Below are 19,122 nucleotides of genomic sequence, written 5' to 3' on the forward strand. Positions count from 1 at the left end.
GTTCCTTTCGGGCTAGCCCTTCAGGCCGGTCGTGGCGATGCCCTCGACGATCCGGCGCTGGGCGAGGAGGAAGACGATGAAGGTCGGCACCAGCGACAGCACCGACATGGCCAGCAGTTGCCCGTACGACGAGTCGCCGGTCGCGTCGACGAACCGGCGCAGAGCCACCGGTACGGTCTCGCTGCTGGGGTAGGACAGGTAGATCAGCTGGGCGAAGAAGTCGTTGTACGTCCAGATGAAGGTGAAGATCATCGTGGTGATCAGCACCGGCCCGGTCAGCGGCAGGATGATCCGGCTGAAGATGCGGACCTTGCCGCAGCCGTCGATCATCGCGGCCTCGTCCAGCGTGCGCGGGATCGTGCGGATGAACTGGACCATCAAGAAGATGAAGAACGCGTCGGTGGCCAGGAACTTCGGCGCCACCAGCGGGAGATAGGTGTTCACCCAGCCGAGGTGGAAGAACAGCACGTACTGCGGGATCAGCAGCGCGTGCGCCGGCAGCATGATGGAGCCGAGCATGATGCCGAAGAACACCTTCTTGCCGCGGAACTCCAGCCGGGCGAACGCGTACGCCGTGAGCGTGCAGGCGATCACGTTGCCGGCCACCGCGAGTACCGCGATCAGCAGCGAGTTGAAGTAGAACCGGGTGAAGGTGGGATCGGTCGCGGTCCAGCCCGCGATGTAGTTGCGCGGATCCAGCGAACTGGGGAACGGGTTGAGCTGGGAGAAGATGTCCTTCTCGTCCTTGAAGGATCCGCCGACCATCCAGAGCAGCGGATAGACCATCACCAGAGTTCCGGCGATCAAGGCGAGGTGGGTCAGCCACCTTCGTCCGCGTCGACGGTCCGCGGGAGCTTGCTGGAGAGTCGTCATCAGCGGTCCTCGTAGTAGACCCAGCGGCGGGCGAGCCCGAAGTTGATCAGCGTGAAGATGGCGATGATCAGCAGCAGCACCCAGGCCATCGCGGAGGCGTAGCCCATGTTGAGGTTCGTGAAACCCTGCTGGTACAGGTAGAGCGTGTAGAACAACGTGGAGTCCGACGGGCCACCGCTGCCGCCGCTCACGACGTACGCCGGGGTGAAGGCCTGGAACGCCTGGATGATCTGCAGCACCACGTTGAAGAAGATGATCGGTGTCAGCAGCGGCACGGTGACCGACCAGAACCGCCGCCAGGCGTTCGCGCCGTCCACCGAAGCCGCGTCGTACAGCTCCTGCGGGATTTGTTTGAGCCCGGCCAGGAAGATCACCATCGGCGAGCCGAACTGCCAGATGTTCAGCAGCACCAGCGTGTAGAGGGCCGTGTCAGGGTTGGAGATCCAGCTGCGGCCGGCGACGCCGAAGAACGCGAGGAAGGCGTTCAGGACGCCGTCGTCGTCGAACAGTTGGCCCCAGATCACCGCGATCGCGACGCTGCCGCCGAGTAGCGAGGGGATGTAGTAGATCGACCGGTACCACGCCATCCCGCGCAACGGGCGGTTCAGCATGACCGCGACGGCCAGGGCGAATCCCAACTGCAGGGGGACCGTAAGGGCGACGTAGATGAAGGTGACCTTCAACGACTGCAGGTAGCGCGGGTCGTCGGTGAACATCTTCACGTAGTTGCCGAAGCCGTTCCAGGCGGGTGGCTGCAGGAGGTTGAACTTGGTGAACGACAGGTACAGGGACCCGAGCAGGGGACCGGCCGTGAGCAGCAGCAATCCCACGAACCACGGGAGCAGGAAGAGATAGGCGACGCGATCGGTTCGCCTGCGGGGTTTCGGCCGTGCTGCCGGGGTACCGCCGGCCGGGATTTCGGCTGTCCGTTCGCGGCCGGCCGGAGCAGAGATCTCGGTTCTGATGCTCATGGTGGCCTCCTCTCAGGGGCCTTCTTCACCGATGTAGAAACGGGCTGGAAAATCGGCCGAAGCCTTCAGATCGGGTGTCTGGAAGTGCTCCGGCCGGTGGTGTGAGTTCTCACTTGGTGGAAGTGGTGTTCCACTACGCGAGAGAGTAGGACGGCTCCGGAGGATGCGCAAGAGCGCGGTGGATTCGTATTCATCAGCGTGAATCCACAGCCCCCGCTAAGGTTCTGGCGCATGAGCTCCAGTGCGCGGTCCTCATACCTGATGCGGGCCGGTCTGGTCCGCAACGTGCGGTCGGCGGAGCACCTGACCACCTTCGTGGTGTCCGGCGTGGCGACGGTCCTGGTCACCCGGCTGATCCTCAGCCTGAGCGGCTACCCGCAGATCGGCGGGAAGGGCCTGCACATCGCCCACGTGCTCCCGGGCGGCCTGCTGATGCTGATCTCGATCTCGCTGCTGCTCGGGTACGTCGGTCCCGTCGTACGACCCGCGGCCGCACTGGTCGGCGGCGTCGGCTTCGGCCTGTTCATCGACGAGGTCGGGAAGTTCGTCACCTCGGACAACGACTACTTCTACCAACCGACCGCGGCGATCGTGTACGTCGTCTTCGTGCTGATCGTGCTCGCGACCCGGTTCCTCACCACGCGGCGGCCGATCGATCCGCGCGAGCAGCTCGCGAACGTGATCGACCACGCGGTCGAGGGTGTGGCGGGCGGCCTGTCCCGGCGCCGGCTGGCCCAAGCGTCGGAGCAACTGCGCCAGGTGGGTCCGGAGGTGGCGGGTCGCCGGGAGACACGTGAACTACTGACTGCGTGCCCGCCCGACGAGGTGGAGCTGGCGGCTCCGGTGGATGCGGCGTGGCAGATGATCCAGCGTGGATTCGACCGGCTGGCCACGCATCCACTCGCACCTCGGGTTGCTGTCGTCGTACTGGTGATCCAGGCGATCGGTGCGCCCGTCATCGCCGTCTGGGTCCGGTCCGGCAACGGGGAGTTCACCGACTTCCCCGTGCTCGGCGTGGTGGCCGGGAGCTTGCTGTCGGCATCTTTCACGGCGCGCGGTGCATGGCAGCTGCGGAAGGGGAACCGGGCCCGGGCGGTCCGGTTGTTCGAGCTGGCGGTGCTGACGTCGCTGCTGGTGACCCAGGTGTTCCAGTTCGCCGGGACGCAGTTCGCCGCGGTGTTCGGGATGCTCCTCGACCTGGTGCTGCTCGGCCTGCTGAAGGCCGAGCGCGACCGGCTGCGGCGCAAGCAGACCGAGGTCAGCAAGGCTAAGACGATGCGACTGCCACCGGATCCTTCGGAGCCGCCGTTTCCGGAGGACCCGTCGGATCCTGTGTAGCCTTCCAGTTCTCGTGGCGGCCGATCAGCACCGGTGACATGGTCGCGACGAGGTAGACCGCGCCGGCCGCGAGCAGTGCGGGCGCCAGGCCGATACCGGCGATCGCAGCGCCCGCCACGATCCCGCCGAGTGGCACGCCGGTCCAGCAGACTGCGTCGGCCAATGAGCTGACCCGGCCCAGCATCGGGCGGGGGATCCGCTCGATGAACAGTGCCCCGAGCACGGGGTTGATGAAGCCGGCTCCGATCCCACCGACCGCGTAGATGGCCATCACTGCCCAGATCGGAGCGTCGAACGCCATCACGACGAAGCGTGGCGCACCACAGATCAGGAATGCGACCGTGAAGACCAGTTTGCGCGGGATGCGCTCGCCGACGGCGGACGCGAGCAGTGCGAACAGCGTGGCGGTCACTCCGAACGACGTGAGGATCAGGCTGGTGTGGCCAGGCCCGAAGCCGTGGTCCTTGATCCAGACGGGAAGCAGTACGGCGCCGACGGCCGCGTCGAGGAGGTTGGTCACGGCGATCATCACGACGAGCGGCATCATCAGCTTGTCCTTGCGGAGAAACCGCCAGCCCTCCAGGAGCCTTTCGCCGTACCCGTCCTCGGTCTTGACGGTCTTCTCGTGGTGCCGGGGGATCCAGCAGTAGATGAGTACGGCGCAGACGCCGAAGGATGCGGCGTCGATCCACAGGGCGTTGACCGTTCCGACGAGGGTGATGAGACCGCCGGCCAGGGCGTACGCGAAGAAGCTGGCCAGGCGCTCCGTCGTACTCTCCAGTCCGGTCACGCGCTCCAACGGGACCCTTGCTGCCCGTGCGATGTCGGGAATCAGTGTGCCCTTGGCTGCATCACCTGGTCCCCGGAGTGCTCCTGCGACGGCTACCAGGGTGAGCAAGATCGGAAACGACAGCAGGTGCAGCGTGTGCAGCAAGGGGATCAGGGCAACTACTCCGGTACTCGCGATGTCCGCAAGCACGCTGATCCGCCGGGCACCCACGCGGTCGATCAGCGGGCCGCCGATCGCCTTGACCAGCACCAGTGGGCCCATCTCCGCGAGTGCGACGATCCCTGTCTTTACAGGCGATCCCGTGGTCGTCAGGACGAACCATGGAATCGCGATGGCGCTGACCCGGGTCCCGCAGATGGACACGACGTTCGCCACCAGGAACGCGACCAACGGCGCCCGGTAGCGCGTCTCATCACCCATTTTCCTCACCTTTCTTGGGGTCGCAGCACTCAGCGGGTCTCGCGTGGGTAGGCCTGGATCTGCACCGTGACCTGCTCGGCGCCATCCGGCAGCGGTGCGGTCAGATCGGGTGTCTTGTACTTCTCGAACACCGCCATGACCTCGCGCATCATCGCGGCCAGCTCCTCCGGCCGCAGATGGAACATGTAGTCGGACAGCATGCTGGCTTCCTGCCACTCGGGTGGCAGCGTCTGCATCGCGTCGATGAAGCCGAACATGTTCTCGGCGTACGTCTGCCCGATGCCGTGCAAGAACCCCAGCGCCAGCTCGGGCTCCTGATCCAGCAGCTCGGCGGCGTCGAACTCGGTCCCCTGGTGCGCCGACTTCCACCACCGGTCCCGCGCGTTCCCGCGGCTGTCGTCCTCGACCACCAGCCCCGCCTCGGCCAGTTGCCGGAGGTGATAACTGGTGGCGCCGGTGTTCACCCCGAGCCGTCCCGCCAGCGTGGTGGCCGTCTGCGGCCCGTAGATCCGCAGCAGCCCGAGCATCCGATTCCGCATCGGATGCGCCAGCGCCCGGACCAGATGGCGGTCCAGCCGGACACTGCTCCCGGCCACGCCCTGCTGGGTCACTTCCTCGGGCTCGTTCTTCTCGCTCATGCCATCGATCGTAGGACTGCAAAGACTCTTTGCAAAGAGTTTTTGCAAACAAGTTCTGCGATTGCCTGTCCACAGGTTCCGAATCGGCCGCTGTGGCGGGGTGGAATCGCGGCATCTTCTCCGGTGAGACAGGGACCGGCCGCGCCGGTCCGCACCACGAAACGGAGAGACCAACCCATGTTGCGAGTGATGCTCGAGGACGCCGACTACTGCGACGTCCCCGCCGACCTGATGACGTTCGACGACGGGGCGGTGGTGTTCTGGCGCGAGGGCGAGGAGGTCGGCCGGCACCGCCAGGCCCGGATCCGCTCCCTGGAACTGCTGGACCCCCGCTCGATGACCCGCAAGATCAAGGCCGCCCGCAAGAACCACCCGAACGCGTTCCGCCCGTGGACCGCCGACGACGAGCAGACCCTGGCCGAGATGTACCAGAAGGGCGCCACCAAGGACGACCTGGTCGCCACCCTCGGCCGCCAGGAAGGCGGCATCGCCACCCGCCTCCGAGGCCTCGGCCTCCTCCCCGAAGACCAGAAGCTGCTATGAGTTCAGCATCCACAACTGTCTGCCAGCGAGACCCTTTTGTGATCCGTTGGAGCGGTCGGCGACAATGGCGCGATGCAGGCAGAGGCGCACTTGGGTCCCGGCGGCGCAGTCCCGGATGGGCAGGCGACGTCCGGCGATCCCGCCTCGGTGTCGCAGGAAGAGTCCGGCGCGAGGGAGTCGGGCGCGAAGGAGTCTGGCACGGGGGAGTCCGGCGCGTGGGAGGTGGTTCGCGCGGCGCTGGTGGACCAGACCGGTCTCGTTCGGGCGCTCGCGTCCGGTCGTCGTCGCGGGCTGGAGCCGCCGCACTACCTTCGGGTCGAGCTGCGGTACGTCGACCTCAAGGGGCACCGTCACCTGCAGATCACCGAGTTCGACGAACGCCAGGCCCACACCCGCAACGTCGCGGGACCCGAAGTCGAGAAGGCCGTCGACGAGCTTCTGGACCTGCCGTACGGGACGTGGCACGTCGAGACGACCGCCGAGACACTGCGGCTGCGCTACACCAAGAAGGGCAAGGAGCTGCTGCACCGGCAGGAGGACAGCCGCGAGCAAGAGACCAGCCACGACCGGGTGAAACAACGTGTGCTCGACCCAGCCGCGCCGTTCCTGATCGAGCTGGGCATCAGCGACCACCACGGCCGGGTGAAGCCGTCGAGGCAGGCTAAGTACAAGCAGATCGAGGAGTTCTGCAAGCTGCTCGAGCCGGCTCTGGACGAGGCGGTCGCTGCTGGCCGGATCGCGACCGGTCGACCGCTGCAGGTGGTCGACCTCGGCTGCGGCAACGCCTACCTGACCCTGGCCGCATATCACCTGCTGGCCTCGGCCGGGCACGACGTCCGGATGACCGGTATCGACCACAACCCCGCCGCCCGGAAACGGAACACCCGGGTGGTCGAGGCGCTCGGCTGGCAGGAGCACCTGCGCTTCGTCGACGCGACCATCCAGGCCGCGGAGCTCGACGTACGCCCCGACGTCGTACTGGCGCTGCACGCGTGCGACACGGCCACCGACGACGCCCTGGCGCGGGCGGTCGGCTGGGAGGCTCCGCTCGTCCTCGCAGCTCCGTGCTGTCATCACGACATCCAAAAGCAGCTCAAGAGCGTCACACCACCGGCGCCTTATGCGCTGATGACGCGATATGGCATCGTTCGTGAGCGGTTCGCCGACGTCCTGACGGATTCTCTCCGGGCGGCGGTCCTGAGACAGGTGGGATACCGAGTGGAGGTCGTGCAGTTCGTGGACAGTCAGCACACCCCGCGCAACCTCCTGCTGCGGGCCGCGCGTACCGGCGCCAAACCCACCACCGAACTCCAGTCCGAATATCAGACGCTGATCACCGAGTGGCAGGTCAAGCCACGCCTGGCACAGCTCCTGCTCCCGCCGACCGATCAGGCGGCCGGCTCCGAGGTGACGCCTTGAGACACCTCCGGACAACCTCCGCCCTGACCGCCCCGGTCCGGACTGCGCTGGCCCTTACGGCCGCGGCCTTGATCGCCTTGGCCGGCGCCGCCCTGCCCAGCGCGGCCTCGGCCACCGGTTCGGCCACCGCGACCGCTCCGGTTGCTCACTCCGCTCCGGCCGCGTACTCCGCTCCGGCGGCTCACTCCGCGCAGGCTGCTGCTTTGCTGCCCGCGGCGGATCCGACGCCGGCGGCGAAGAAGCTGTTCACGATCCGGGACGCGCGGATCAAGGAGTCGTCGGGGCTGGCGAAGAGCCAGAAACACCCGGGCATCTACTGGACCGTGAACGATTCGAGCGACACCGCCCGCGTGTTCGCCATCGACACCAGCGGCAAGGTGAAGGCGGTCCTGCGGTTCAACGCGCAGGTGAAGGACGTCGAGGCGGTCGGGGTCGGTCGCGACGGCACGATCTACGTCGCGGACATCGGCGACAACAAGGCCAACCGGGACATGATCGAGATCTACACGATGCCGGAGCCGGCGACGCTGGAGGATTCCGCCAACGTCAAGTACCACCGGTTCGACTTCACGTATCCGGACGGGGCGCACGACGCCGAGACGTTGCTGGTCGAGCCCGGTACCAACCAGCTCTACATCGTCACGAAGACGACGAAGGGCACCGGCGGGATCTACGCGGCCCCGCCGGCACCCTCGCGCGAGGGTACGAACGAGCTGACCAAGCTCGCCCCGGCGCCGTCCGGCGCCATCACCGACGGCACGTTCCTCCCGGACGGGCAGCGTGCGGTGTTCCGGACGTACGTCGACATCGCCACCGTCGCGTGGGGTGACACCCCGACCGTGATCGCCCGCGGCGCTGTTCCGTTCGGCCAAGGGGAGTCGATCGCCGTCGGTCAGACGGACAACACGGTCCTGGCCGGCAACGAGGGTCCCAACTCGGCGGTCTACCAGGTCCAGGTCCCCGCCAAACAAGCCGCCTCACCACCGCCCGCCGGCGCCACCGCGGCCCCCAAACCCGCCGCCGGCGCCGATGCGAATGGCACCGGCTCCAGCAAGAGTCACAACCTGCGCTGGATCCTGATCGGCGCCGCCCTCTTCGCCCTCATCATCACCATCTTCACCTTCCCCCCGGGCCGCCGCGAACGCCAGGACCGCATGGCCGAAAACGCCCGCCTCACCGGCCAATCCCAAACCACCCCCCGCCGCCGCCACCACGCCTAGTCCCACCAGCGGCACCCCTCGCCCAAAGCAGGCGGCAGACAGACAACAGCCGCCGACCCCGGGGAGGGCACGGCGGCTGTTGGGAGTGCGTGGTTACTTCAGGCGTTCGACGACGTAGTCGATCGCCTGGGTGAGCTTTTCGACGTCGTCGGGGTTGACGGCGGGGAACATGGCGACGCGGAGCTGGTTGCGGCCGAGCTTGCGGTAGGGCTCGGTGTCGACGATGCCGTTGGCGCGCAGCGTCTTCGCGACCGCGGCGGCGTCGATCGCGTCGTCCAGGTCGACGGTGCCGATGACGAGTGAGCGAGCGTCCGGGTCCTCGACGTACGGCGTGGCGTACTCGGACTTCTCGGCCCAGGTGTAGAGCCGGGTGCTCGAGTCGGTCGTCCGGCCGACGCTCCAGTCCAGGCCGCCCTGGCTGTTGATCCAGTCGGTCTGCTCCGCCATCAGGAACAGCGTCGCCAGCGACGGCGTGTTGTACGTCTGGTGCTTGCTGGAGTTGTCCACGGCGGTCGCCAGGTCCAGGAACGCCGGGATCCACCGGCCGGTCGCGGTGATCTCCTCGACCCGCGCCAGCGCGGCCGGGCTCATCACGGCGATCCACAGACCGCCGTCCGAGGCGAAGCACTTCTGCGGCGCGAAGTAGTAGACGTCGACCTCGTTGATGTCGACGGGCAGGCCGCCCGCGCCCGAGGTGGCGTCGATCGCGACCAGCGCACCCTCGTCGGCGCCCTCGACCCGCTTGACCGGGGCCATCACGCCAGTGGAGGTCTCGTTGTGCGGCCAGGCGTACAGGTCGACGCCGGCTTCGGCGACCGCGACCGGTCGCGTACCGGGGTCGGACTTGACGATGGTCGGGTCGGCCAGGTGCGGCGCGAGCTGCGCGGCCTTGGCGAACTTCGAGGAGAACTCACCGAAGCTCAGGTGCTGGCTCTTCTCCCGGATCAGCCCGAACGTCGCGATGTCCCAGAACGCGGTCGACCCGCCGTTCCCGAGCACCACCTGGTAGCCGTCCGGCAGCTGGAACAAGTCGGAAACACCCTGCTGGACCCGGGCCACCAGGTTCTTCACCGGCGCCTGCCGGTGCGACGTACCGAGCAGCTTGGCGCCCTCGGTCGCCAGCGCGGCGACGGCCTCCGGGCGTACCTTCGACGGACCGGCACCGAAGCGGCCGTCCGCGGGCTTGAGCTCTGCAGGAATCAGAATCTCGCTGGTCACCAGCGTTTTCCCTTCGTCGTCTGCGTTCAGAAAGCCGACGACGCTGTCAGCGCACCCCATCCTCCCACACCCCACCACAGGCCCCCGCGCGGGTCTCACCAACCACCGCTCCACCGGGGTCGTCCACGGGTACGGCGACGTACCCGTGGACGGGGGAGTCACTCGTGCTTGCGGGTGAGCTTGTGGACGCCGGTCATGAGCGCGACGGGACCGTCCGGAGTGTCGGTCCACTCGCCACACGCGCCGCCACCTTCGGCGACGTCGAGCTCCAGCTCGGAGCCGTCCATCCGCAGCGCGGGGTGGTAGTACTGCGCCACCTTCTCCGCGTCGCCCTCGATGTAGTGGCCGATCAGCGCGCGCCGGAAGCGGTCCGTGGTGACGTTCGGGTTGCTCCCGTGCACCAGTGCACCGTGGAAGAACAACACGTCGCCCGGCTCCATCTCCACCGGTACGGCGCCCTCCGGGTCAGGAAGCGGGACGGTGATGTCGGTGAAGCTGACCGTGGTGTCCGCCTTCTCGGTGCACAGGATCGGCCAGCGGTGACTGCCGGGCACGACCTCGAGGCAGCCGTTCGCGCGATCGACCCGGTCGAGCGCCATCCACGCGGCCACGCAGGTGCCCGGCTCGGCCTTCAGATAGAAGTTGTCCTGGTGCAGCGCCTGGCCGCGGGAGCCCGGCGGCTTGAAGTAGATCATCGTCTGCACCGCGTACGGCGACCTGCCGAGCAGCGCCGTCATCACCTCGTCGATGCGCGGGTCGATCATCCAGCGCAAGGAATCCTCGTCCCACCGGTGCATCTGCGCCATCCGCGGGTACCGCTTGAGGGGATCCCGGGCGGTCGCACTGTGGCCGGCGAAGTCGTGGGGATCGGCTCCGCGGTGCCGCAGCTCCATGTAGTGGTCCCGCAGTTGGTCGACCTCGTCGATGCCGAACAGCCCGCGCACCAAGGTGTACCCGGTGCGCTCGAACTCGTCCCGGTACACCGCGGACTGTTCCTCGATGTTGTATGAAACGCTCATGCACGACTCCCGCGACTCTGGCTTAGTCTGCCTGTGAACACCAATTCTCCTGCCCGGATCCGGACTCCGGCCACGGAGGATTCACGCGAGGAGTTGAACTTTTGGTGCATCGCCTGACGCTCGAGATCCGCTCGCCGCCGACGTTCTGGCGGTGTGAGCCGAGCTGGTCGTGGACGTCGCGCGTACTGTCCGACCACCTGTTGTGGTGTGTGCTCGACGGCCGCGGGTCGCTGGAACTGGATGGCGAGCGGCAGGAGCTGCACCGCGGGGTCTGCGCCGTGTTCCAGCCAGGGGACGCGCCGAAAGCGACGCACGATCCGCATCGGCGACTGCTGGTCTTCGGGATGCATTTCGACAGCAGCCCACGCGCTGCGACCGAGCCACGTTGGGGTGAGGTGATGGACCGCGAGCTCCTCGGGGTGCTCGCGCGTACGAGCGACGCGTCGTACCGCCGGGACGATGCGCTGGGCCGACGGCAGGTCGAGCTGTGCCTCGAACACTTGATCGGCCTGATCTGGGACGCCGCACACAACCCGGGCCGGCGAGCGACCGACACCGCGGTCGACGAGATCGCCCGGCAGTTGCGGCAGGACCCCGGCCGGGACTGGACCGTGGCCGAGATGGCCCGCCGGGCGGCGTTGTCCCGGGCTCAATTCACCCGCCGGTTCGTCGCGCAGTTCGAGATGTCGCCGGCGCAGTACCTCATCCAGTCGCGGATCGACCGCGCGCACGAGCTGCTGACCGAGACCGGCATGACGGTCACCCAGACCGCTGCCGCCCTCGGCTACACAGACGTCCCGTACTTCAGCCGCCAGTACAAGGAACGCACCGGCCGCTCACCAAGCCAGGACCGTTAGGCCCAGTCCGGGTTCCAGCCCACGATGGAGTCGGCCGGGCGGGTGCTCGGACCGGAGTAGATCGCGGACGGGCGGATCAGCCGGCCGGTGCGCTTCTGCTCGAGTACGTGCGCACTCCACCCGGCGGTGCGTGCACAGGTGAACATCGACGTGAACATCGGCGGCGGCACCTCCGCGAAGTCCAGGACGATCGCCGCCCAGAACTCCACGTTGGTCTCCAGCACCCGGTCCGGCCGCCGCTCCCGCAGCTCCGCCAGCGCAGCCTGCTCCAATGCCTCCGCGACCTCATAGCGCGGTGCCGCCAGCTCACGCGCCGTACGACGAAGCACTCGAGCGCGTGGGTCCTCCGCGCGATAGACGCGGTGCCCGAAGCCCATCAAACGCTCGCCCGCGTCGAGTAGACCCTTCACGTACGAGCGGGCGTCACCACCGCGCTCCACGCCCTCGATCATCGTCAGCACGCGCGCCGGGGCCCCACCGTGCAACGGGCCGGACATCGCTCCGACCGCACCGGACAGGGCCGCGGCGACATCGGCACCGGTCGACGCGATCACCCGTGCTGTGAAGGTGGATGCGTTCATCCCGTGCTCGGCCGCGGACGTCCAATACGCGTCCACCGCCTGTACGTGCTTGGGATCCGGTTCACCACGCCACCGGATCATGAACCGCTCGGTGATCGTCTTCGCCTTGTCCACCTCGCGTTGCGGCACCATCGGTTGCCCGATGCCACGAGCCGCCTGAGCGACGTATGACAGAGCCATCACCGCGGCCCGGGACAGGTCTTCCCGAGCCTGTACGTCGTCGATGTCGTAGAGCGGCCGCAGACCCCAGGCGGGTGCGAGCATCGCCAGCGCGGACTGTACGTCGACGCGCACGTCACCGGTGTGGACCGGCAGCGGGAACGGCTCGGCCGGCGGGAGGCCCGGGGTGAACGCGCCGTCGACCAGCAGACCCCAGACATTCTCGAACGGCACCCGGCCGACCAGGTCCTCGATGTCCACGCCGCGGTAGCGCAGCGCCGAACCTTCCTTGTCCGGCTCGGCGATCTGCGTGTCGAAGGCGACCACGCCCTCCAGCCCGTGCTGCACCTCGGTCCTCGGATCTGACATGCGACTCCCTCGTCCTCGTGGTCGGTCCGCGGCCCACCAATAACCGCGCACCGGGCGCCCAGGCAGCATAGTTCTCGCCGGTAACCTCCGGACAGAGGTGTGACCAGCTCGGCACGTCGCGTGGTGGACCCGTCCCGCCAGTACGCTCGACGATATGGCAGCCAAGCCCAACCCCGCCCTCGGGCTCGTGCTCGGGATCATCGCCGGTTACGCCGGCGTCGTCGGCGCCTCGTACGCCGGTGCCAAGGTGCAGATCGTCCGCCAGGTCAGGTTCGACAGCATCGACAAGCACGGTGTGCTGTGGCTTGCGGTGTTGCTCCTCATCGCCGCCGTGCTCGGTCTGCTGATGGCGGGCCGCACGATCGGTGCCGGTGTCATGGTCGGAGCCGGCACGCTGATGGCGCTCGCCGGGCTGGCCGTTCAGGTTGCGCCGATCCGTCAGGTGTCCGACCTGCTCACGCTGTTCCAGGTCCCCGGCTCCAAGATTCCGCCGTACCTGCTGATGGACGGCTCGGTGCTGCTGCTCGGGGTCGTCCTGCTGATCGCCGGCATCGGGCGCTGGATCTCCGACGCCAGGGTTGCGAGACTCCAGGGTCCGGGACAGCTCCAGGACACGGGCGGCTACCCCCCGATGTTCCCGGGACAGCAGCCGCGGCAGTGGGGTGGGTACCCGGGCCAGCAGCAACAACCGCCGCACCCGGGCCAGCCGCAGCAATAGCAGTACCCGGGCCAGCAGCCCCCGCGATAACTTTCGCCGCGGAGCCTGCATCAGGCTCTGCATGGAGACGCTGATCGCCTACGCCTTCTCCCATGACGGTGTGGTGCGGGCTGCCGCGGGCCGGGCCCGCGTCGAGGCGTACTACGGCGACCTCTGGGATCACCAGGCCAAGCACCAGGGGTACGACGGCAGCACGATCGGACTGCACGTCTGGGACAGGCCCGACGTCCACTGCTTCTGGCCGTCCTGGCACGACGCCGGTGATCTCCGCGTGGCCAGCCTGCACACGCCACTCGGCTATCAGCGTGTCGTCGGCGATGTCGCGCCGTACGACGCTCCCGGTCAGCTGGCGCGAGCGGTACGGCGTACTCCGGCGAGCTTCCTCGAACTGGCGCCACCGTTCACCATGGCCGTGCTGGACGCGGCGGACGAACGGCTGGAGCTGTTCACGGACTCCGTCGGTGTCGGCCGTCTGTTCCAGTTGCGACTGTCCGACGGCTGGGTGTGGAGCAACCGCCCGGTCGCAGCGCTGCTCTTCGCCGGTGAGCCCGCGACGGCGGCTGCGCGCGGCTGGAACTTCGCGGCGGCCTGCGGCTGGTTCATGGACGACAGCACGCCGTACGACGGGGTGCTGGCTGTGCCGGGAGCGACACACATCCTTGCCGATGGCAGCCGTCGGCAACGGACGGTCAGCCGGATCGAGACAGCCAGTGTGTGGTCGACGGACAGTCCGGACACGGTGGAGGAGACGGCCGAAGCACTGCAGGACGTGGCGAGGTCGGTGGGACGGCTGTGGCCTGGCCGGCCGACGGTCGACCTGAGTGGCGGCCGGGACTCCAGAGTGGTGGCGGCGGCGTTCCTGGCCGCCGGTGTGGATCTCAAACTCAACAGCTACGAGGCAGTGCCTGGTGAGCTGGAGGTGGCGGAGTCACTCGTCGGTACGCTGCCGGTCGCTGTCGAACACGTCGTTAGTCGTAAGACTCCGGGGAAGCCGGTACGACCGCAGCAGGCCAAGCCGCAGCCACTGGAGCTGGTGGATCGGGCGCAGCGGTGGCATCGGTATGCGGAAGGGCTTCGGCCGGCGAGCTATCTGTTCCATACGCCGCCGAAGAGCCTTACGTCGGTTGATCATCTGGCGATCGGCGGGGCTGGTGGAGAGGTTGCCCACGGCCACTTCTATCCGGCCGACGTACTGCAACTCGATGCGCTGCCGCTGGATCGCAAGGTGCATGCCTTCAGCAACCGCCTGCAGGTTCGGCTGACGCCGACCGCGGGGCCGAGTGAACCCGCGCGTGCTGCGGTGGCTGAGCAGATCGAGCGTGTTCTGCGAGACGCGGTGCATGGGGGGATCGAGAACGCGACGATGATCGACTACTTCTACGTGGTCGAGCGGCTGCGGCGGTGGGGTACGACGGGGGAGCGGAGTGGGGTGGTGTCGCCGTTGCTGATCCCGGCGTTCGTGCGGGCCGCGTTCGCGCTCGATCCGTCCGAGCGGGTCGACAACGCCCTGCACCGCGCTCTCGTACGTCGCCTTGTCCCGGAGTGGGCCGACATCCCGTTCTTCCAGCCTGCCCAGGTCGCACCGCGCGGAACGCCTACCCAGATCCGGCGCCTGGCCGACGCGCCCGACCGCGAGCTGATCGAGAACCTCTTCGGCGACGTCGAGGGCTTCGATCCCCGAGCACTCAACACGCTGTGGGTGGCGTCCGTCGCCGGTGCGAGCTCAGCCGCCGGCGAAGCCACCCTCCGCCAAGCTCTCTGGCGCGCCACCTTCGACCACCACCTCGCCGAGATCAACAGTCACTTGCCGGGGACCACCCCTGCACCCGTTCGGCTGCAGACAGTTGCGCCGGTTCAACCGAAACCACCAGCCCGACGACTCGCGCGAAACCCTGCGATCCGCGCCCTTGCCCACACCGGCCTCTGGCGGTGGTTCCGGGGGACTGCGGTTGGGCGTGGGTGGCGGAGCCTCGGCAAGTAAGTAGGCTCGGAGCGTGGATCTTGCGGAGATGCGGCGTGTGTACGGGCTGGGGGAGTTGCTCGAGAGTCAGGTGGACTCCGATCCGATCGTGCAGTTCCAGGCCTGGTTGACGCAGGCGACGGAGGCGGGGTTGCCGGAGCCGAACGCCATGGTGCTCGCGACCGCCGACAACAACGGCCGGCCGTCGGCGCGGACTGTGCTGCTGAAGCGGTTGGATCAGCGCGGTCTCGTCTTCTACACCAACCAGCAGTCCCGCAAGGCCGAGGACCTCGCGGCGAACCCGCACTGCGCGCTGGTGTTCCCGTGGCACGCGATGGAGCGTCAGGTCCGCGTCGAAGGCACCGTGACCAAGCTCCCCACCGACGAGGTCGACGAGTACTTCGCCGGCCGCCCACGCGGTTCACAGCTCGGCGCGTGGGCCTCGCAGCAGAGCCAGCCGATCGAGTCCCGCGAGGAGCTCGACCTGCAGTACGCGTCGTACGAGCGCCAGTGGCCGGAGGGCACCGAGATCTCGACGCCGTACTTCTGGGGCGGCTACCTGGTCGAGCCGGAGGCGTTCGAGTTCTGGCAAGGCCGCACCGGCCGCCTCCACGACCGCCTGGCCTACCGCCGCACCAACTCGTCCGGCTGGGAGTTGCTCAGGCTCCAGCCCTGAGAGCCCTGAGAGCCCTGCGGTTCCTCGCGGAAGCCGTACCGCGCCCACCACCGCAGGAGCGGCTTCGGCGCCCACCAGTTCGCCCGGCCGAGCAGCCGCATCGTCGCCGGCACCAGCAACGCGCGCACGATCGTCGCGTCCAGCGCGATCGCGATCACCAGCCCGACGCCGATCATCTTCACGAACACGATGCCCGAGGTCGAGAACGCGGCCACCACGATGATCAGCAGCAACGCCGCACTGGTGATGATCCCGCCGGTCCGCTGCAGCCCGAGCGCGACCGCCTGCGTGTTGTCGCCGGTCCGGTCGTACTCCTCCCGGATCCGGCTGAGCAGGAACACCTCGTAGTCCATCGACAGCCCGAACAGGACGGCGAACAGCAGCACCGGGTTGGTCGCGTCGAGGAACCCGGCCGGGGTGAAGTCGAGCAGCCCGGACAGATGCCCGTCCTGGAAGATCCACACCATCGCCCCGAACGCCGCCGACAGCGACAGCACGTTCATCACCAGCGCCTTGGCCGGCAGCACGAAGGAGCCGAAGGCAAGGAACAGCAGGACGAACGTGACCAGCACGATGAACCCGGCCATGTACGGCGCCCGCTCCTTCAACACGTCAAGGAGGTCGATCACCGCCGCCGTCTCACCACCGACCTCGACCTGGGTCCCACCCGGCGCCGCGACCGCCCGCACACCGTGTACGACGTCCCGCGCGGGCAACTCCTGCGCGGTGTAATGCGTGTGCACGACCACCGACGCGACGCCGTTCTCGTAGCCCCCGAGCTGAGCGTCGTCGACATCGGCAATCTTCCGCAGAGACCCCAGGTACGGCGACAGCGCGGCAGCCGGATCGGCCGGCGGCGAGGAGAACCGCACCGCCACGAAGATGTCCGACCCGCCGGCGCCGGCGAAGTCGCGCTGCAGGGTCTCGGTCACGGTCCGCGAGGTCGCGCCGGACGGCAACGCCCGATGGTCGACCCCACCCAACTGCGCCTGCAGGAAGGGAATCCCGAGGATCAGCAGCACCGGGATCAGCACCAGCACATACCGCACCGGCCGCCGCATCACACTGTGCGCGAGCCGATACCAGGCCCCGTGCTCGGCGGCAGCCTTACGGGACTTGAAGACCCGCAGACTGTTGACCCGATGGCCGAGCACCGCGAGGAGTGCCGGCAGTGCGGTCAACGCCGCCGTCATCGCCACGACCACTGCGGCCACACCGCCGTACGCCATCGAGCGCAGGAACATCACCGGGAACAGTGCCAGGCTGCTGATCGCGACCCCGACCGTGACGCCGGAGAACGCGACCGTCCGCCCGGCCGTCGCCATCGTCGCGGTCAGCGCCGTCTCCACATCATTGCCCTTGGCAAGCTCCTCGCGGAACCGGGTGACGATAAACAATGCGTAGTCGATCGCCAGCCCGAGCCCGATCATCGTGACGATGTTGATCGAGAAGATCGACACATCGGTGACCGCGGACAGCCCGCGCAGCAACACGAACGCGCCCAGGATCGCGAGCGCGCCGACGAAGAGCGGCAGCGACGCCGCGACCAGACCACCGAAGACGACCACCAGCAGCACCAGCACGATCGGCGTCGAGATCGTCTCGGCCCGGACGATGTCGTGTTCGGTCTGCGTGTTCACCTCGTCGAACACCGCGATCTCGCCACCGACCTTGGCGTCCAGTCCGGGCGGGGCGGTCCGGACCTTGTCGGCGATCCGATGGAACGTCGCCAGCCGTTCCTCCTGATCCGCGCCGGCCAGCGTCAGTACGGCGTACGTGCTGTGCTGGTCCTTGGACACGAACACCGGCGACTTGGTGTTCCAGTAGGTCTTCGCGCCGGTCACCTCGGCGGACGGCAACGTGGACAGGTGCTGCTCGACGAACTGCCGGAAGGCAGGGTCTGCGACGGTCTGCGAAGAACTCCGGTAGAGCACGATCACGTCGGTGCCGGTCCGGCCGACGTTCTGCTCGATCGTCGCGACCGCGCGGGCGGCCTCGGTGTTCGGCGCGTCGAAGCCGCCGTTGGCCAGCGAGCCGAACACGCCGGTGCCCCAGGCCAGCCCGAGGGCGACGAAGACTCCGGTCAGGGCGAGCACCAGACGGCGGCGCCGGTACGTGAAGTGGCCGAGCGTCTCGAACACGAACTCTCCCCAGGGCGGTAGATTTGAGCGGCAGCTGCTTCAGCTAACACTGTTAACTGTTAACGGTGTTAACTCTAAACACCTGCCCTACGGCGATGTCAAGGAGAGTTTTCGAGTGGACCTCGGTGGGACCGGGCGGGACCGGCGGCGAGCGGCGACGCTGGCCGAGATCAAGGCGGCTGCCCGCCGGCTACTGGTCGGCGGCGGCACGGCCGCGGTCGGCCTGCGCGCGGTCGCTCGCGAACTCGGCCTCACCCCGCCCGCGCTCTACCGGTACTTCCCGAGCCACGAGGCCCTCATCGGCGCCCTGATCGCCGACCTGTACGACGAACTGACCGCGGCGCTGATGGCACTGCAGAGTTCTGACGAGGATGTCGATCTGGGGGCGCGCCTCTACCTGCTGGCCAACGGCTTGCGGGACTGGGGACTGGCGCATCCGGCCGAGTTCGCGCTCCTGTTCGGTACTGCGGTTGCGAGCCCGGACGCGGAGGACCACGAGGAGACTCCGCCGCATCAGGCCGCGATGCGCTTCGGATCGGTGTTCAAGGACCTGGTGGCGCAGATCTGGCACTGGAAGCCGTTCCCGTACCCGCCCGACGAGGCGCTGGGGGCCGAGCTGATCGCTCAGCTGAGCTGCGAGTCAGAGCACTTCGGCGGGATGCCGGCCGGTGCCATCTATCTGTCGCTGACCTACTGGACGAGGCTCTACGGCCTGATCTGCATGGAGATCTTCGGTCAGCTGCACTGGGTGCTTCCGGACGCCTCCGCCTACTTCGAGGCGCAGCTCTTCGAGATCGGCCAGGCTCTCGGTCTCGACTGCCCGCCGCCCGAGTAGACGTGAAAAAGCCCGCGGGCACTTCCAGAACGCGACCGGGTGGCCGAACTCTGGGTCAGGCGGACTGACCTGACTGCCCGCGGGCCCGGTGGCTGGCGTTGAATTGGCCGACCACTTGTCCCACTTATTCAGTGGTTGGCGGTTAGCCCGCCGCCACCTCACGAGTCCGATAGCAATTCATGCGTTGGACCACCTCCCTTCGCGTGTACTGCGAACTTACTGTCCGCGCGCCCGGGGTTCAACCAGTTTTCGCCCAGGGATGAACGACAATCGAACCCATGACCTGCATCTCTGCTTGAGTGCAGTAGGGTTTGAGGGTGTCGGCGAGTCAACGCCCGGTCGGCGGGGTGGATTACCCGCGGACCTACCAAGAGTTC

General features: G+C 67.8%; 17 protein-coding genes. 9 read left to right on the plus strand and 8 right to left on the minus strand.

The window, feature by feature from the left end; translation table 11 throughout:
- Positions 1 to 12: 12 nt before the first annotated feature.
- Together AB0E63_RS36170 and AB0E63_RS36175 are read right to left on the minus strand one after the other, a co-directional pair.
- The gene (locus tag AB0E63_RS36170) at positions 13 to 873 is read right to left on the minus strand and encodes a carbohydrate ABC transporter permease (protein ID WP_360376212.1); all 861 of its coding nucleotides are present in this window, start codon (positions 871 to 873) and stop codon (positions 13 to 15) included.
- Positions 873 to 1,844, minus strand: coding sequence for a sugar ABC transporter permease (locus AB0E63_RS36175; RefSeq protein WP_360376214.1), 972 nt, complete (start codon positions 1,842 to 1,844; stop codon positions 873 to 875). The genes AB0E63_RS36170 and AB0E63_RS36175 overlap by 1 nt, the downstream gene beginning before the upstream one ends.
- Before the next feature lie 231 nt (positions 1,845 to 2,075).
- Here AB0E63_RS36175 and AB0E63_RS36180 point away from each other — a divergent pair, with 231 nt between their 5' ends.
- Positions 2,076 to 3,182: a hypothetical protein gene (locus AB0E63_RS36180; RefSeq protein ID WP_360376217.1), complete on the plus strand. Its 1,107-nt coding sequence runs from the start codon at positions 2,076 to 2,078 to the stop codon at positions 3,180 to 3,182.
- Here the strand turns inward: AB0E63_RS36180 and AB0E63_RS36185 are convergent.
- Together AB0E63_RS36185 and AB0E63_RS36190 are read right to left on the minus strand one after the other, a co-directional pair.
- Complete coding sequence (locus tag AB0E63_RS36185; RefSeq protein WP_360376219.1) at positions 3,112 to 4,392, minus strand: MFS transporter; 1,281 nt, start codon at positions 4,390 to 4,392, stop codon at positions 3,112 to 3,114. The genes AB0E63_RS36180 and AB0E63_RS36185 overlap by 71 nt on opposite strands.
- 29 nt (positions 4,393 to 4,421) lie before the next feature.
- The gene (locus tag AB0E63_RS36190) at positions 4,422 to 5,030 is read right to left on the minus strand and encodes a helix-turn-helix domain-containing protein (RefSeq protein ID WP_360376222.1); all 609 of its coding nucleotides are present in this window, start codon (positions 5,028 to 5,030) and stop codon (positions 4,422 to 4,424) included.
- 177 nt (positions 5,031 to 5,207) lie between these two features.
- Between AB0E63_RS36190 and AB0E63_RS36195 the strand changes: the two genes are divergently transcribed.
- The 3 genes from AB0E63_RS36195 to AB0E63_RS36205 all read left to right on the plus strand — a co-directional run bounded on the left by AB0E63_RS36195 (position 5,208) and on the right by AB0E63_RS36205 (position 8,212).
- A complete protein-coding gene (locus AB0E63_RS36195; RefSeq protein WP_360376225.1) occupies positions 5,208 to 5,573 on the plus strand; it encodes a hypothetical protein in 366 nt (121 codons plus the stop codon).
- Between the two features lie 72 nt (positions 5,574 to 5,645).
- On the plus strand, positions 5,646 to 6,992 hold the full coding sequence (locus AB0E63_RS36200) for an SAM-dependent methyltransferase (protein ID WP_360376227.1): 1,347 nt from the start codon (positions 5,646 to 5,648) through the stop codon (positions 6,990 to 6,992).
- Positions 6,989 to 8,212: a hypothetical protein gene (locus AB0E63_RS36205; protein ID WP_360376229.1), complete on the plus strand. Its 1,224-nt coding sequence runs from the start codon at positions 6,989 to 6,991 to the stop codon at positions 8,210 to 8,212. Before AB0E63_RS36200 ends, AB0E63_RS36205 begins: the two co-directional genes overlap by 4 nt.
- Positions 8,213 to 8,305: 93 nt before the next feature.
- Here AB0E63_RS36205 and serC read toward each other — a convergent pair whose 3' ends face one another.
- Positions 8,306 to 9,433 (minus strand): phosphoserine transaminase, encoded by a 1,128-nt coding sequence (gene serC / locus AB0E63_RS36210; RefSeq protein WP_360376250.1) that lies wholly within the window; start codon positions 9,431 to 9,433, stop codon positions 8,306 to 8,308.
- Between the two features lie 155 nt (positions 9,434 to 9,588).
- Entirely contained in the window at positions 9,589 to 10,449 is an 861-nt protein-coding gene (locus AB0E63_RS36215) for a phytanoyl-CoA dioxygenase family protein (protein ID WP_360376232.1), read from the minus strand.
- 104 nt (positions 10,450 to 10,553) lie between these two features.
- Between AB0E63_RS36215 and AB0E63_RS36220 the strand changes: the two genes are divergently transcribed.
- Positions 10,554 to 11,306, plus strand: a complete 753-nt coding sequence (locus AB0E63_RS36220) for an AraC family transcriptional regulator (RefSeq protein ID WP_360376235.1) — start codon at positions 10,554 to 10,556, stop codon at positions 11,304 to 11,306.
- Here the strand turns inward: AB0E63_RS36220 and AB0E63_RS36225 are convergent.
- Positions 11,303 to 12,415: a citrate synthase 2 gene (locus tag AB0E63_RS36225; protein ID WP_360376237.1), complete on the minus strand. Its 1,113-nt coding sequence runs from the start codon at positions 12,413 to 12,415 to the stop codon at positions 11,303 to 11,305. The genes AB0E63_RS36220 and AB0E63_RS36225 overlap by 4 nt on opposite strands.
- Positions 12,416 to 12,569: 154 nt before the next feature.
- Here AB0E63_RS36225 and AB0E63_RS36230 point away from each other — a divergent pair, with 154 nt between their 5' ends.
- The 3 genes from AB0E63_RS36230 (at position 12,570) to pdxH (ending at position 15,769) form a co-directional block, all read left to right on the plus strand.
- Positions 12,570 to 13,133, plus strand: a complete 564-nt coding sequence (locus AB0E63_RS36230; protein WP_360376239.1) for a hypothetical protein — start codon at positions 12,570 to 12,572, stop codon at positions 13,131 to 13,133.
- A 61-nt stretch (positions 13,134 to 13,194) separates the two neighbouring features.
- Positions 13,195 to 15,114, plus strand: a complete 1,920-nt coding sequence (locus AB0E63_RS36235) for a hypothetical protein (protein WP_360376241.1) — start codon at positions 13,195 to 13,197, stop codon at positions 15,112 to 15,114.
- Positions 15,115 to 15,127: 13 nt separating this feature from the next.
- A complete protein-coding gene (gene pdxH, locus AB0E63_RS36240; RefSeq protein ID WP_360376243.1) occupies positions 15,128 to 15,769 on the plus strand; it encodes a pyridoxamine 5'-phosphate oxidase in 642 nt (213 codons plus the stop codon).
- Here the strand turns inward: pdxH and AB0E63_RS36245 are convergent.
- The gene (locus tag AB0E63_RS36245) at positions 15,718 to 17,910 is read right to left on the minus strand and encodes an MMPL family transporter (RefSeq protein WP_360376245.1); all 2,193 of its coding nucleotides are present in this window, start codon (positions 17,908 to 17,910) and stop codon (positions 15,718 to 15,720) included. The genes pdxH and AB0E63_RS36245 overlap by 52 nt on opposite strands.
- A 115-nt stretch (positions 17,911 to 18,025) precedes the next feature.
- Between AB0E63_RS36245 and AB0E63_RS36250 the strand changes: the two genes are divergently transcribed.
- Positions 18,026 to 18,745, plus strand: a complete 720-nt coding sequence (locus tag AB0E63_RS36250) for a TetR/AcrR family transcriptional regulator (protein ID WP_360376247.1) — start codon at positions 18,026 to 18,028, stop codon at positions 18,743 to 18,745.
- Positions 18,746 to 19,122: the final 377 nt, after the last annotated feature.

The organism is Kribbella sp. NPDC026596 (assembly GCF_040638415.1).
In the GTDB taxonomy this organism is placed as follows: domain Bacteria; phylum Actinomycetota; class Actinomycetes; order Propionibacteriales; family Kribbellaceae; genus Kribbella.